Annotated in this window: 12 protein-coding genes; 6 read left to right on the forward strand and 6 right to left on the reverse strand. The window is 70.4% G+C overall.

Features of this window, described 5'->3' with window-relative positions:
- Positions 1-37: 37 nt before the first annotated feature.
- Both ACFWP7_RS00195 and ACFWP7_RS00200 read right to left on the reverse strand, forming a co-directional pair.
- Positions 38-826 (reverse strand): phosphatase, encoded by a 789-nt coding sequence (locus ACFWP7_RS00195; protein ID WP_384373482.1) that lies wholly within the window; start codon positions 824-826, stop codon positions 38-40.
- 331 nt (positions 827-1,157) lie between these two features.
- Positions 1,158-2,843, reverse strand: coding sequence for a PucR family transcriptional regulator ligand-binding domain-containing protein (locus ACFWP7_RS00200; protein WP_384374091.1), 1,686 nt, complete (start codon positions 2,841-2,843; stop codon positions 1,158-1,160).
- A 171-nt stretch (positions 2,844-3,014) separates the two neighbouring features.
- On the opposite strand from ACFWP7_RS00200, the gene ACFWP7_RS00205 reads away from it, so the two are divergent.
- From ACFWP7_RS00205 to ACFWP7_RS00215, 3 genes are all read left to right on the forward strand, one after another.
- Positions 3,015-4,478, forward strand: a complete 1,464-nt coding sequence (locus ACFWP7_RS00205) for a sodium:solute symporter (protein ID WP_384373485.1) — start codon at positions 3,015-3,017, stop codon at positions 4,476-4,478.
- A 103-nt stretch (positions 4,479-4,581) separates the two neighbouring features.
- The gene (gene speB, locus ACFWP7_RS00210; RefSeq protein WP_384373488.1) at positions 4,582-5,553 is read left to right on the forward strand and encodes an agmatinase; all 972 of its coding nucleotides are present in this window, start codon (positions 4,582-4,584) and stop codon (positions 5,551-5,553) included.
- Positions 5,554-5,558: 5 nt separating this feature from the next.
- Positions 5,559-7,244: a thiamine pyrophosphate-binding protein gene (locus ACFWP7_RS00215; RefSeq protein WP_384373491.1), complete on the forward strand. Its 1,686-nt coding sequence runs from the start codon at positions 5,559-5,561 to the stop codon at positions 7,242-7,244.
- 28 nt (positions 7,245-7,272) lie between these two features.
- On the opposite strand, the gene ACFWP7_RS00220 is transcribed toward ACFWP7_RS00215, so the two are convergent.
- From ACFWP7_RS00220 to ACFWP7_RS00230, 3 genes are all read right to left on the reverse strand, one after another.
- Positions 7,273-7,713 (reverse strand): ATP-binding protein, encoded by a 441-nt coding sequence (locus ACFWP7_RS00220; RefSeq protein ID WP_384373494.1) that lies wholly within the window; start codon positions 7,711-7,713, stop codon positions 7,273-7,275.
- 95 nt (positions 7,714-7,808) lie between these two features.
- Complete coding sequence (locus tag ACFWP7_RS00225; protein WP_384373497.1) at positions 7,809-8,612, reverse strand: endonuclease I family protein; 804 nt, start codon at positions 8,610-8,612, stop codon at positions 7,809-7,811.
- 240 nt (positions 8,613-8,852) lie between these two features.
- Entirely contained in the window at positions 8,853-11,084 is a 2,232-nt protein-coding gene (locus tag ACFWP7_RS00230; RefSeq protein WP_384373500.1) for a glycosyltransferase family 39 protein, read from the reverse strand.
- Positions 11,085-11,558: 474 nt separating this feature from the next.
- On the opposite strand from ACFWP7_RS00230, the gene ACFWP7_RS00235 reads away from it, so the two are divergent.
- Positions 11,559-12,410 (forward strand): serine hydrolase, encoded by an 852-nt coding sequence (locus tag ACFWP7_RS00235; protein WP_384373503.1) that lies wholly within the window; start codon positions 11,559-11,561, stop codon positions 12,408-12,410.
- 33 nt (positions 12,411-12,443) lie between these two features.
- On the opposite strand, the gene ACFWP7_RS00240 is transcribed toward ACFWP7_RS00235, so the two are convergent.
- Positions 12,444-13,154: an SDR family oxidoreductase gene (locus tag ACFWP7_RS00240; protein ID WP_384373506.1), complete on the reverse strand. Its 711-nt coding sequence runs from the start codon at positions 13,152-13,154 to the stop codon at positions 12,444-12,446.
- A gap of 152 nt (positions 13,155-13,306) precedes the next feature.
- Between ACFWP7_RS00240 and ACFWP7_RS00245 the strand changes: the two genes are divergently transcribed.
- Positions 13,307-13,687, forward strand: coding sequence for a MerR family transcriptional regulator (locus ACFWP7_RS00245; RefSeq protein WP_384373509.1), 381 nt, complete (start codon positions 13,307-13,309; stop codon positions 13,685-13,687).
- Positions 13,688-13,767: 80 nt separating this feature from the next.
- Positions 13,768-14,817 carry an esterase-like activity of phytase family protein gene (locus tag ACFWP7_RS00250; RefSeq protein WP_384373512.1) on the forward strand — a complete coding sequence of 350 codons (1,050 nt, stop codon included), beginning with the start codon at positions 13,768-13,770 and terminating at the stop codon, positions 14,815-14,817.
- Positions 14,818-14,901 lie beyond the last annotated feature (84 nt).

Genomic DNA, 14,901 nt, shown 5'->3' on the forward strand with positions numbered 1-14,901 from the left:
GAGGTGTCCATGCGGCCACAGCACTAGCGGGGCCGGGTCAGACCAGGCCCGCCGCGTTCAGCAGGTACGCCGTCATCGGGTCGTAGAACCGCGGGCTGGTGACGTGGTCGTCGAGCGGGATCACGACCTGGAGGGTGCCCTCGGACTCGGCGAGGAACAGGGCGGGATCGTTGCAGTCGGCGTACCCGATGGAGTCGAGGCCCTGCTGGCCCGCGAAGCCGGCCCAGCCGTGGTCGGCGAAGACCAGGTCGGGCAGCGGCCGGCCCGCGCGCTCCAGACCGCCCAGGATCGCGCGCATCGGCTCACCCGAATGGGTGTGCCAAAGCGTGGCGCCGTGCTCAAGCACCGCGACGTCCGCGAACTGCATCACGTACCCTTCGTCCGTCTGCAGCCCGTCCGGGATGACCACGATCTCGCAGCCGGCGGCGCGCAGGGCGGCGGCGGTCGCGCGATGGACATCGAGCAGACCACCGGGGTGCCCGGTCGCGAACAGCACGCTCTGGGTGCCGTCGGCCGCCTTACGCAGTCGCGCCGCCGCCCGGTCCAGCGCGTCGACCGTCAGCTCCGGGTCGATGGTGTCCTGCCCGTAGCGGTACTCCGGGTCGTCGTTCACGCCGCAGCGCTCCGCCATCACCGCGAGCACGTCCTGCTCGTCGGTCCAGCGGTCACCGAGCTCAAGCCCGAGCCACCAGTTGCGCTCGCCGTTCGCCAGCTTGCGGTAGTGGGAGAGGTTGTTCTCGCGGGGCGTCGCTACGTCGCCCGCGATACGCGTCCTGACGAGGTGGTCGACGAGCTCTTGGCGGCTGGGGATCCCGGGTATCGGCATAGGTCCATTGTGCCGTCGGTGCGGGTGTGCGACCTGGATGTCCCGAACGCTGGGACGGGGGTCACTTGGTTCTACGAGGGTGGGGCGGCCCCGGATGGCCTCTTGCCGCCGACCTGCGCGAGCCCGCTACGCCGCTCCGCGGCGTGCCTTCCCCGTCCGCTCCGCCGCTCGGCGGCGTGCCTTCCCCGTCCGCTCCGCGGCAAGATCCGCTCCGCCGCTCCGCGCCGTGCTTCCCGCCAACCCACCCGTCTGGGTTACTTGGAGGGGGCTTGCCCCGCCCGGTCTCTCCACGCCCGCCGGATCCCTCCAAGCCCGCCCGATCCCCCACCCCTCACCCCTCCCGCAACACGAACCACAACTCCATCCGCACATCCGGATCATCGAGGTCCGCCCCCAGCAACGCCGAACACCGCGCGATGCGTTGGCGGACCGTGTTGCGGTGTACGGACAGGGCCACCGCCGTGCGGTCCCAACTGCCGTGCAGGGAGAGCCAGGTGCGGAGCGTCTCGGTGAGGGCGGGGGTCGCGGCGATGGGGGCGAGGAGGGCGCGGGCGTGGGCCTCCGCGTCGGACGCGGGGACGAGGTCGGCGAGGGCGGGGCGCTCGCCGTGGCGGACCAGCGCCGTACGGATCGCGCGGGCGCGGGCCAGCGCGCGGGCGGCCTGCGTGTCGGCCGCCGCCCACTCGTGCGGGCCTGCGGGCGCGCTGACCCCGCAGGTCCAGCCCGCCTGCGGGGCGGGTTCACGGTCGCCGGGCACGAGGACCCTTACGACCTCACCGCCCACGTCGACCAGCGCGGAGCCCAGCGCCGCCCCCAGCGCGGACGCGGCAACGGTGTCCGGCGCGGGGCCGTCCCCGGCGGGCCGCGCGTGTACGACGACCCAGCGCTCACCGCCGCCCAGCAAGGGGGCGACCGCCTCGGGGGAGGCCCCCAGCAGCAACCGCACGAGCGCCGCCGACCGCGCCGCCCCGCTTCCGCTCTGGTGCTCCCCGGTGAGGAGGGAGAGCAGCACGGCCGCCACGGAGGCGATGGTGTGATCCCCGGGCTCACGGCGCGCCGCCCCGATCCCGAGTACGAAGCCCTGTCCGGACCCGAGGGCGTAGGCGGCGAGGTGCGTGCCGCCCACGGTGTTGGTGGCGGAGGAGGGTGTGGCGCCGCCCTGGGTCCCTCCGGGCCGTACGACCCGTGCCAGCTCGGCGAGAGCCTGCTCAGCCGAGGTCTGCCCGCCCGGCGCCTGTGCGGTCGGCGTTTGCCCAGCCGAGGGCTTTGCCGCCGGCGCCTGCTCGCCCGGCGCCCGCGCGGTCGCCCCTTGCCCGCCCGATGCCCGCCCGCCCGGTGCCTGCCCCGCAGCCCCCGTCGGCACCGTCACCCTCCCCGCCCGCGCCAGCTCCGCCCCCTCCGGCCCGTACAGGACGGCCCAGCCGCCCACGCGCTGTGCGAGCTGCCGTAGTACCGTCGCTACCGGATCCGGGCGGGCGGCCGCCGCGGCGAGGCTCTGCTGGGCCTCTGTCACGCGGCGGAGTTCCGTGTGGCGGGCCTGGGCCATGAGCTGCCAGACCGCGCGGGCTACGCCGGAGAAGGTGGTGCGGGGCGGGACCTCGATGAGCGGGAGGCCGTACGTGTCGCAGGCCGCGACGAGCGCGCGCGGGACCGTGTCGTGGACCGGGGCCACGCCGAAGCCGAGGGCCGCGCCGCCCGCGGCGACGATGCGGGCGACGTAGTCGTCGAAGTAGGTACCGGAGCCCGCCGCCTCCGGGATGTGGACACCGGCGGTGAGGAGAAGCTCGCCGCCCAGCAGATACGGGTACGGGTCCGCCATCTCCGAGGTGTGCGCCCAGTGGATCGCCGTGTCCGCATCGGAAGGACCGGCGATCCGGACCAGGCCGAGATCCTCCCGGGCCAGCAACGCGGAGAGCAGCACCGGAGGGGTCGGCGGGACGGGCGGGACAGGTGAGACAGGTGAGACAGGTGAGACAGGCGGGGCGGATGCGTCCGGCACAGTGGACGTTCCCTCCATACAGATCGTCGGCAATGGATGAAACGTACACTTCAGTGTCGCTTTCCGGCCACCTAGTGTCGTGACCGCCGGCAGCCGCGGGTACGGGCGGATGTCCCCGCGACCAGCACCGGCCAAAGCGCCCCCACACACCACCTGCACGACACGCCACCGAGCGCGCGGAGGAGACCCATGGCCGTCGACTACACAGTGATCGTCGTCTATCTGGCCGGCATGCTGGCGATGGGCTGGTGGGGCATGCGCCGCGCCAAGTCGAAGAGCGACTTCCTCGTCGCGGGGCGGCGCCTCGGTCCTGCCATGTACTCCGGGACCATGGCGGCGATCGTCCTCGGCGGCGCGTCCACCATCGGCGGGGTCGGCCTCGGCTACCAGTACGGGCTCTCCGGCGCCTGGATGGTGTTCACCATCGGGCTCGGACTCCTCGCGCTGTCCGTCTTCTTCTCCGCCCGCATCGCCCGCCTGAAGGTCTACACCGTCTCCGAGATGCTCGACCTCCGCTACGGCGGCCGCGCCGGAGTCATCTCCGGCGTCGTGATGTGGGCGTACACCCTCATGCTCGCCGTCACCTCGACCATCGCGTACGCCACGATCTTCGACGTCCTCTTCGACATGAACCGGACGCTCGCGATCGTCCTCGGCGGCTCGATCGTCGTCGCGTACTCGGCGCTCGGCGGCATGTGGTCGATCACCCTCACCGACATGGTGCAGTTCGTCGTCAAGACCATCGGTGTGCTGCTCCTCCTGCTCCCCATCGCCGTCGTGAAGGCCGGCGGGTTCAGCGAGATGAAGGCGAAGCTGCCGACCGAGTACTTCGACCCGCTGGGCATCGGCGGCGAGACGATCTTCACGTACGTCCTCATCTACACGTTCGGCATGCTGATCGGGCAGGACATCTGGCAGCGCGTGTTCACCGCGCGCAGCGACACCACGGCGAAGTGGGGCGGCACGGTCGCCGGTACGTACTGCCTGGTGTACGCCGTCGCGGGCGCCGTCATCGGTACGGCGGCCAAGGTCATGTACCCGACGCTGCCCAGCGCCGACACCGCCTTCGCGACCATCGTGAAGGACGAACTCCCGGTCGGGGTCCGGGGTTTGGTGCTCGCCGCCGCCCTCGCCGCGGTGATGTCGACCTCCTCCGGCGCGCTCATCGCCTGCGCCACCGTCGCCAACAACGACATCTGGTCGCGACTGCGGGGAGCCGCCCCGGACAAGGACGGCGAAGAGCGCGACGAGGTCAGGGGCAACCGCGCCTTCATCCTGATCATGGGCATCGCGGTGATCTGTACGGCGATCGCGCTCAACAACGTCGTCGAGGCGCTGACCGTCGCGTACAACCTGCTGGTCGCTGGGCTCCTCGTCCCGATCCTCGGCGGCCTGCTGTGGAAGCGCGGCACCGCACAGGGTGCGCTCGCCGCCGTCGTGGTCGGTGGCGGCGCGGTCATCGGCCTGATGGCGACGTACGGCATCCTCGCGAACGAGCCCATCTACTACGGGCTGCTCTCCTCGCTCGCCGTGTACGTGATCGTCTCGCTGGCCACCCCCGCGACCGACGCCGCCGTACTGGCCGCCTGGCGTGAACGCCTCGCGGGCCTGCCCGCCGAACCCTTGTCCGAGCCGGTTCCGGCTCACCAGTAGAGTCGTACTAGCAGTACTTAGCAGTACTTAGCTGTATTTAGCTGTATTTAGCTGTATTTAGCTGTGCATACGCGATGTTGCGTAGGAGAGAAGGCATTTCATCATGAGCAGCAACGAGACGCCCCGCGGCCCCGTCGACTCGTCCCGCATTCCGCGGTACGCCGGCCCCGCGACCTTCGCCCGGCTGCCGCGCCTCGACGAGGTCGGCACCGCCGATGTCGCCGTGGTCGGAGTGCCGTTCGACTCGGGCGTCTCCTACCGGCCGGGCGCCCGCTTCGGCGGCAACGCGATCCGCGAGGCGTCCCGGCTGCTGCGCCCCTACAACCCCGCCCAGGACGCCTCGCCCTTCGCCCTCGCGCAGGTCGCGGATGCCGGTGACATCGCGGCGAACCCGTTCAACATCAACGAGGCCGTGGAGAGTGTCGAGGCGGCGGCCGACGAACTGCTCGGCACCGGCGCCCGGTTGATGACGCTGGGCGGCGACCACACCATCGCGCTGCCGCTCCTGCGCTCCGTCGCCAAGAAGCACGGCCCCGTCGCGCTGCTCCACTTCGACGCGCATCTCGACACCTGGGACACGTACTTCGGCGCCGAGTACACGCACGGCACGCCGTTCCGCCGCGCGGTGGAGGAGGGCATCCTCGACACCGAGGCGCTCTCGCACGTCGGCACCCGCGGCCCGCTGTACGGCAAGCAGGACCTCACCGACGACGAGAAGATGGGCTTCGGCATCGTCACCTCGGCGGACATCTACCGCCGCGGCGCCGACGAGGTCGCCGACCAGCTGCGCCAGCGCATCGGCGACCGCCCTCTCTACATCTCCATCGACATCGACTGCCTCGACCCGGCGCACGCGCCCGGCACCGGGACGCCGGAGGCGGGCGGCATGACCTCCCGCGAACTCCTGGAGATCCTGCGCGGGTTGTCGTCCTGCAACCTGGTCTCGGCGGATGTGGTGGAGGTCGCGCCCGCGTACGATCACGCCGAGATCACCGCGGTGGCGGCGTCCCACACGGCGTACGAACTCACCACGATCATGGCCCGCCAGATCGCCGCAGCCCGTCAGGAGGCCTGACCCAAGTGACCCACGACCACGACCTGGTGCTCCGCCCCACGGCCGCCCAGACCTCAGCCGCCCTGAACCCGCCCCCCGGGCGCACCGGCGGGGACCTGGTCGTGGAGACCCTCACCGGTCTCGGCGCGACAACCGTCTTCGGTCTGCCCGGCCAGCACGCGCTGGGCATGTTCGACGCCCTGCGCCGCTCGTCCCTCCAGTACGTGGGCCTGCGTGTCGAGAACAACGCGGGGTTCGCGGCGGACGCGTACGGCCGCATCACCGGCGAGGCGGCCCCCCTGCTGCTGTCGACCGGTCCGGGCGCCCTGACCTCACTGGCCGCGCTCCAGGAGGCGGCCGCGGCCTCCTCGCCCGTCCTCGCCATCAGCAGCCAGATCCCCACCGCCGGGCTCGGCGGCGGACGCCACGGCTATCTGCACGAACTCCCGGACCAGCAGGCGTCGTTCAGGGGAGTGGTGAAGTCCGTGCACACGGTCCGCAGCCAGTCCCAGATCCCGTCGGCGATCGCGGCGGCGTGGGAGTCGGCCCTGACGGTTCCGCACGGCCCGGTGTGGGTGGAGATCCCGCAGGACGTCCTCCTCGCCGAGACGGCCCTGCCGGTGGTGACGGCGATGGACGCGACCCCCGAGGACGTCGTCCCACGCCCCGAACTCACCGCGGTGGCGGCCCAGTTGCTGTCGCACGCCGTCCGCCCCGCGATCATCGCGGGTGGCGGCGTCGTACGGTCGGACGCGTCCGGCAAGCTTCGCCAACTCGCCGAGAAGCTGAACGCCCCGGTCGTCACCACCTTCGGGGGCAAGGGTGCCTTCCCCTGGGAACACCCGCTCTCCCTCCAGTCCTGGCTGGAGGACCGCCACACGACCGACTTCCTGGAGGACGCGGACGTTTTGCTGGTGGTCGGCTCGGGCCTGGGTGAACTGTCCTCGAACTACCACACGTTCAAGCCCCGGGGCCGGGTCATCCAGATCGAGGCGGACCTCGGCAAACTGGAGTCCAACCACCCGGCGCTCGGCATCCACGCCGACGCACGGCTGGCCCTGTCGGCGCTCCTCGAAACCGTGTCCGACCGCAAGGACGACACGGCGCCGGAGCGGGTGCGTACGGTGCTCGCCCGTGTCGGGGAGCGCATCGCCTCCCAGGAACTCACCCTGGAACAGGACGTGTTGGCGTCAGTCCGGCGGGCGCTCCCGGCCGGCTCCCCGTCCTTCTGGGACATGACGATCCTCGCCTACTGGGCCTGGTCCGCCTTCGACCCGCGCGGTGCGAACGCCATGCACTCCGCCCAGGGCGCGGGCGGCCTCGGCTACGGATTCCCCGCCGCACTGGGCGCGGCGACCGCCGACCCAACCCGCCCGGTCCTCGCGGTCTCGGGCGACGGCGGCGCGTTGTATTCCATCGCCGAACTGGCCACAGCCGGCCAGTACGGCCTGAACGTCACCTGGCTGATCGTCGACGACGGCGGCTACGGCATCCTCCGCGAGTACATGACGGACACCTTCGGCCAGTCCACGGCGACGGAGCTGACGCGCCCGGACTATGTGGCCCTCGCCGAGTCCTTCGGGGTGCCGGGCGTGCGCACCACCCCCGAGACGCTGGAGACGGACCTGGCGAAGGCCCTGGCGGCGCCCGGCCCTTCGGTGGTGCTGCTTCCGGCGGTACTGAGGATGTTCGCGCCGACGCACCTGGACTGACCGCCCCGGCCCCCCGGGGTCACCTGGCTCACCTGGGCAGCGCCAGCTCCGCCCAGGCCGCCTTTCCGGTGCCGTGCTGCCGGGGGCAGAAGCCCCAGCGTTCGGCCAGCGCCTGGACGAGGGTGAGCCCTCGGCCGCCTTCGTCTCCGGGGGCCGCCCGACGGGGAACCGGCCGGCGGTCGTCCGCGTCGGTGACCTCCACGCGCAGGAGTCCGTCGTACGTCGCCAGGCGCAGACCGAGTTCGCGGCCGGGCGGGGTGCACGCGTGCTTGAGGGAGTTGGTGATCAGCTCCGAGAGCAACAGCTCGGCCGTTTCGGCCACTTCGCCGTCGATCTGCCAGTCGGCGAGCTGGGTGCGGAGCAGCTGCCGGGCGTGCGGAGCGCTGCGCGCTGCGCGGGGGAGTTGCCAGGTGGCGTCGGTGACGGTGCTGTTGGTGGCAGCGGTGTTGGTGGCGGCGGCTTCGGGCATCGGGGTCCCCTCCTGGCCGAGCAGGTTACGGAGGTTGAACTCCCCGCTGGATACGGGGAGTTCAACCGGTCGGACCGTGCTACCGGATCACCGTCCTACCAGATCGCCTCGACCCACTCGGGGTGGTCGATGAACGGGTTGCGGTTGTGCTGGTAGGTGTCGTAGATGACCTGGTTGCGCTTCTCCTCGAAGGCGCTGGGCGGGTCCGCCTCGTTCCACGCCTTGAGTACGGAGAGCTTGCCCATGTAGGGGTTGCTGCCGTTGTTCACCAGCTGGTTGGGCTCAAGGTTGGCCCAGCCGTCGTCGCCTTCGTAGCGGACGGCCATGTAGAGGATCATGCGGGCGACATCGCCCTTGTCGGCGGCGCGCGGCTCGAACGAGTCGGTGTCCGTGTAGCTGCCGGTCGCGCCGCTGACGGCGCTGCCGCCGTTGTCGAAGTCCTTGTTGCCGCGGATGCTGTTGACCTGGACGTCGGCGGGACGCAGGTGGTGCAGGTCGGTGCCGGGACCGGTCGCCTCGCCGAAGTCGCCGTGGGACTTGGCCCACACGTGCTCGCGGTTCCAGTCGCCCACGTCGCCGCCGTTGAGGGACTTGGCGCGGGAGGTGCCGCTGTACAGCAGGATCACGTTGTTGCTGTTGTTCGGGTCCTGGTCGGTGACCTTGAGCGCGTTCCAGACCGCGTCGTACGAGATCTTGGTCTGGGGGGCGATGATCGTGTGCAGCGAGGACTTCAGGCTCGTGCCGGTCTTGCCGATCGCGTTCTTGTAGTACGTGGTGTCGTACGCGGTGGTTGTGGCGGCGGCGGGGGACGCGACCACGGTCGGGAGGGTGACGCCGACGAGAACGGCGGACGTGGCCACCGCAAGCGCCTTCCATCTACCTATCTGCGCAACGGACATGGGGGGTGCCCTTTCCCGTAATCGGCACGCTTGCGATCGCGGCGCTCGGCTCAACGATGCTGCGATCTACGCGTGTTGACTTTTTTTCGTAACCGGGAGCGTGGCATGTCTTGGGGGTCGGCCGTGTAACCGGTGAGAGGCGTTTGTGTGACGTTCCGGAATAGAGAGCAACCCCTGACCGTGGGAACGGTCAGGGGTTGCTTCAGTCGAGGGTTAACCCCAACTGGCCGAGGGTTTCCCCTAGTTGACGTCGGACGGGTCGAGCCGGTAGAGCGACTGGGTGTTCTGGGTTCCGGTCGCGGTCTCGGAATCGGAGGAAGAGGCGGTGCTGCTGTACTCGCTCGCCTTCACCGCCGTACCGTTCTTCTCCACCCAGGCGGTGACCTCCGAGCTGAGCGTGCTGTTGCCGCCGAAACCGCCGCCGCCGAGCTGGATGTAGTGCAACTCGCCCTTCTTCACCAGCTCCTCGAGCTTGGCGACCGTCATCGCCTGGTCGGTGCCGGTGAAGCCCCACATGGAGATGACGGGCTGCCCGGTGCTCACGATGAGCTGCGAGGCGGCCTGCGAACCGGACACCGCGAGCAGCCACTCGGCGCCGTCACGGTTCTTCTCCAGGTAGGTGATCAGTGCGGTGTCCGTGCCGCCGCCCTCGCGGCCGCCACCCATACCGCCACCCATAGCGCCGCGCTGGCCACCGGCGGCGCCACCGGCCGCCGCACCGGTCCCGCCCGCGCCGTTCGGAGGCGTACCCGTACCGCCGCCCGGTCGCGTACCGCCCTGCTGCCCCCCGGGCATCCCGCCGCCCGGTGCGCCACTGGGCAGGCCACTCGGCGGCGTACCACCGCCACCGGCCTGACCGCCACCGGCCTGACCACCGGGGGCTCCGGCCTGGCCGCCGGCCATGGCGGCACCGCCGCCCGGACGGCCGCCCCCGCCACCGAAACCGCCGCCGCCACCCGTCGAGGGCCCGGCCGTCGGGTTGGTACCGCCCATGCCGCCGCCCGTGCCCGAGGGTACCGACGCGGCGTACGCGGCCGGTCCGGCGAGCGACGCCACGATCGCCGCGACGACGGAGGCCGTCAGCAGCCGTGCCCGGTGACCGGAGCGGAAGACGAGCAGACCCACGATCGCCAGCACCATGACGACCGTGATCGCCGGCCAGAGCCAGGTGTTCCAGTCGGTGGCCCGGCGTAGCAGTACGACGGCCCAGACGGCGGTGACCGCGAGCCCTGCGGGCAGCACCCACGCCCACTTCTTGTCGGTGCGGAAGGCGCGCAGCAGCAGCGCTCCGCCGCCTCCGCACAGTGCCGCGATGCCGGGGGCGAGAGCGGTCGTGTAGTACGGGTGCATGGTGCCCTCGGCCATGCTGAAGGTGAGGAAGTGGAGCGCGGTCCAGCCACCCCACAGCACCAGCGCGGCGCGCGTCAGGTCCGTGCGCGGCGCACGACCGCACAGCACCAGGCCGCCGACCAGCGCGATGCCCGCGAACGGCAGCAGCCAGGAGATCTGGCCGCCCAGGACCTCGTTGAACATCCGGCCGATGCCGGCGGTCCCGGCGAAGGTACCGCCACCTCCTCCTCCGCCACCCGCGCCGTTGCCGTCGCCGCCGAAGACGCGACCGAAGCCGTTGTAGCCCATGATCAGGTTCCAGGCGGTGCCGTCCGTCGAGCCGCCGATGTACGGCCGGTCGGAGGCGGGCACCAGGGAGACGGCCGCCGCCCACCAGAAGCTGGAGACGGCCAGTGTCACGGCGGCCAGCGCCAGGTTCACGGCCTTCTTCTTCCAGCCGAGCTTCGACGCGTACAGGTACACGGCGAAGACGGCGGGCAGGGCGATGTAGGCCTGGAGCATCTTCGTGTTGAAGGCGAGTCCGAAGCAGACCGCCGAGCCGAGCAGCGGCAGCAGCCTGTCGTCCCGCGTCGCACGCAGCGCCAGTGCCGCGCCCGCCACCATGAGGAAGACGAGCAGTGTGTCGGGGTTGTTGTCGCGGTTGATGGCCACCGTGATCGGGGTCAGTGCGAGGACCAGCGCGGCGACGAGGGCCGCGCCGTGTCCGAAGATCCGCTTCACGGAGGAGTGCAGGATCCAGATGGTGCCGAGCGCGGACGCGATCAGGGGCGCCATCATCTGCCACGTGCCGAAGCCGAAGACGCGGCAGGACAGGCCCATGACCATCAGTACGACGGGCGGCTTGTCGACGGTGAGGAAGTTGCCCGCGTCCAGCGAGCCGAAGAACCAGGCCTTCCAGCTCTGCGTGCCGCTGAGCACAGCGGCGCTGTAGAAGGTGTTCAGGCCGGACGAGGACAGACTCCAGGAGTACAGGATCCCGGCCAGCAGCAGAATCGCGATCAGTGCGGGGAGTGACCAGCGCGGTGCCTTGTCCGGTGGCCCGAGGGGTACGGGCGGCGTCGGAGTGGGCGAGTCGGGGGCGGCCACAGGGGCGTGGGGGAGGGGGTCGGTGGCAGATGTCACGGGTGGATCTTCCGCGACCCATGTGGGCGACAGCTGTGCTGAACCTGGGACTTCGCTGTGGGTGGGTGAAGGGGGGCCCATGAATGCGTATGAATGTGTAAAGGGCACCCTTCGGCGCCCTCGCCGACCCGGACGATGTGTCGCGCAGATGCGGTGCTGCCGGTCGAAACAGTCCGCCGGACCGGCCTGGGGCAAGTGATAGTGATCACCGGTACGTACACGGCACGCGGGGACCTCGATCGCCTCATCGTGTTGTTGCGGAAGGAAGTTCCCTAGGGCGGCGGCCCGGGGCGGCCAACGGGCAGGCTGATGTCGCCGAGCTCACACCCCCGGATCAGGGGCCACCGCCGGGGTGTTGGGCACCTCACACCTTCGAGGCAACCGTCGTACAACCATTCCCCCCATCCTGTGAGTCAAGAGATGCGAGCGTGCCGGGGGCGCGTTCGCATCGCTTCTAGGGGATGGGAAGCCTCAATGACTCACCGAATATCGCGGCGTACCCGTGTGCTCGGCGCGGGTGTCGGCGCCGGGATGCTCATGCCGTTGGTGGCGGCGGCCGCGCCCGCCGCCGCGGTGGCGCCGCAGGTCAGCTGTACGTCCGCGAAGGCGGCCCTGGCCACCAAGCTGCAGAAGGACATCACCACGGCGCTCGCGAACCGTACGGGGACCATCGCGGTCGGGCTGTACGACCGTACGACCAAGACGACCTGCACCCTGCGGAACAGTACCGCCTACGACTCGGCCAGCGTCGTCAAGGTCGCCGTCCTCGCCACGCTGCTCTGGGACGCCAAGAAGCACAACCGCTATCTCACGCAGCGTGAGTCCGACCTCGCCAAGGCGATGATCACCAAGTCGGACAACACCGCGACCAGCACCCTGTGGAAGCAGCTCGGCCTGACGAAGATCAAGGGCTTCCTCGCAGCCGCCGGGATGACCCAGACCAAGCCGGGAGCGAACGGCTACTGGGGCCTGACCCAGATCACCGTGCGCGACGAACAGAAGCTGCTCGCGCTCACCACCGCGAAGAACTCGGTGCTCAGCGACAACGCCCGCACGTACATCCTCAAGCTGATGAGCCAGGTCATCTCGTCGCAGCGCTGGGGTACGCCGGCGGGGGCACCCTCCGGCGTCGCCGTGCACGTCAAGAACGGCTGGCTGTCGCGGGCCACGCACGGTTGGCGGGTGCACAGCGTCGGCACCTTCAAGGGCGGCGGCCACGACTACACGATCACCGTCCTGACACACGGCAACAGCACCATGCAGTACGGCATCAACACCATCCAGGCGGTGGCCAAGGTCATCCACAAGGATCTGGCGGCGAGCTGAAGCCCAAGCCCCTGACGCCTAAGACGCCGACCCCTAGGACGCAGGCACCACCTGCGGATACAGCACGCTGGGGTCGGCTGACAGCGCCGCCTTGAGCGCGGCCGTCGCGTCGTCCGCGACGACCTCGATGCGGCCCGCCTCGATGCCGTCAAGAGCGGTGCGTACGACGTCGGCGGGATCGTTCTTCTCGATGTCGAAGCCGGCCATCATGTCGGTGTCCGTGCTGGCCAGGTGTATGCCCGTGACGAGGGTTCCCTGGGCGGCGAGTTCGAGGCGGACGCCGTTGGTGAGGCTCCACTCGGCCGCCTTCGCCGCTCCATAGGCGTTGGCACCGTCGTATGCCAGCCACGACATCGCCGACAGGACGTTCAGGATCGCGCCGCCCTCGTTCGCGGCCAGGACGGGAGCGAACGCCCGGACCACATCGAGCGTGCCGAAGAAGTGCGTGTCCATCTCCAGCCGGATCTTGTCCAGGTCCCCGGCGATGAGGTTCTGGGAGGTGAAGACGCCGGCGTTGTTGATGAGGAAGGTGACATCAGGCGCGGCGGCTGCCGCGGCGGCGACCGACTTCGGGTCGGTGATGTCGAGCCTCAGCACCTCCACACCGGGGATGTCGACGAGCTCGGGCCGGCGTGCGGTCGCGTACACCTTGGCCGCGCCCCGCTCAAGCAGCTGCTGGGCGAAGTGCCGACCGATGCCGCGGTTGGCGCCGGTGACGAGGGCGACGGAGCCTGCGATCTTCATGGGTGTCCTCCTGGATGGACCCGGGTGGGTCCCTGCGCCGCTACGCTAAAACCTGACGTTGACGTCAGGGGCAAGGGCTGTGATCCGGAACACCAGGGAAGAAGCGGTCCGGGACTCAGAGATGACGGAACTCAGGGAAGAGGGAATACGGCATGCGCATCGGTGAAGTGGCCACCAGGGCGGGTGTGAGCGTGCGCGCCCTGCGCTACTACGAGGAGCAGCAGCTGCTCACCTCCGAGCGCAGCCCCAGCGGGCAGCGCCACTACTCGGACGACGCCGTCGAGCGCGTACAACTGATCCAACAGTTGTATGCGGCCGGGCTTGCGAGCCGGACGATCGCGGACCTGATGCCGTGTGTGTTCACCCGTGAGGTGACGCCGGAGCTGCTCGACCGGCTCGTGGCCGAACGCGGCCGCATCGACGAGCAGGTCAGGGGTCTGACGAAGACCCGGAACCGGCTCGACGAGATCATCGGCATGGCCACCACGGCTCATGGCCTGGGCCGACTGTGCCCCAAGGAAGCCCGCGGCTGAAAGCCTCCCCCGGCTCCCGACTCCCCGGAATTCACGACCAGTACGCCTGCCCTGAACCAGCCGCCGCCTACCGTGGCGCCATGCGCCTGCGAACCGTACTCGCCACCGTCACCGCCGGCCTGGCGGCGGCCACCACCCTGACCGCCGCCGGGCCCGCCACCGCCGCTTCGAGCACCAGTGGCCACGCCTGCTCGCCCTCCGTCTCCCTCGCCGGCTTCTCCGACGCGCTCGACAAGACGGCGTACGAGGGCACCTTCGTCGGAAACTTCTCGGCGCTCGCCGTCGACGGGAACGGACAACTCGTCGCCGTCTCCGACCGGTCCGCGCTCTTCACCCTCGGCGCTAAGACGCTGAAGACCCTGGCGCCCACCGGCGTCGTCCCGCTCGCCGACGAGAACGGCGCCGCGCTCGACTCCGAGGGCCTGGTCGTGGATCGCGACGGCACGCGGCTGATCTCGTCCGAGACCGAGCCGTCCGTACGCCGTTACTCCCGCGACGGCAAGATCCTCGACCGTCTCCCCGTGCCGGACGCCCTCAAGGTCGCCCCGGCGGGCCGCGCCACCGCGAACCAGACCTTCGAGGGGTTGACCCTGCTCCCGGGCGGCCGCACCCTCCTCGCCGCGATGGAGAACAGCATCAGCGGCGACGGCACGGGCGTCGTCCGCTTCCAGACCTGGGACCGCCACAAGGGGACCTTCCAGCTCGCCGCCCAGTACGGCTACCGCATCGACACCGGTCTCGGCGTCTCCGAGGTCACCGCCACCCCCGACGGCCGCCTCCTCGTCCTGGAGCGTGGTTTCACCGCGGGCGTCGGCAACACCGTCCGCCTCTACCTGGCGGACCCGCGGCCCGCCACGGACACCGGCGACGAGGCGACACTCACCGGGCAGGACGGTGTACGCCTGGTCGGGAAGACCCTCCTCGCCGACCTGGTGAACTGTCCTTCACTGGGCGCCACGGCCAAGCAGCCGCAGCCCAACCCGCTCCTCGACAACATCGAGGGGCTGACGATCACCGGCTCCGCCCAGGGCCGCCTGAACGTCCTCCTGGTCAGCGACGACAACCAGAACCCGGCCCAGACAACCCGCTTCTACTCCCTCCGGGTCCGCCTGCCACAGAGGCTGCCGTAGGACTCCAATTGTTGCGGAGGGATGAAATCCGCTTCGCCGAGCGTTGGTGCCTTCCGGCGGACTGAGATCTACGGAAGGCACCCG

The sequence above is a fragment of the Streptomyces sp. NPDC058470 genome (assembly GCF_042721055.1).
Lineage (GTDB): Bacteria > Actinomycetota > Actinomycetes > Streptomycetales > Streptomycetaceae > Streptomyces.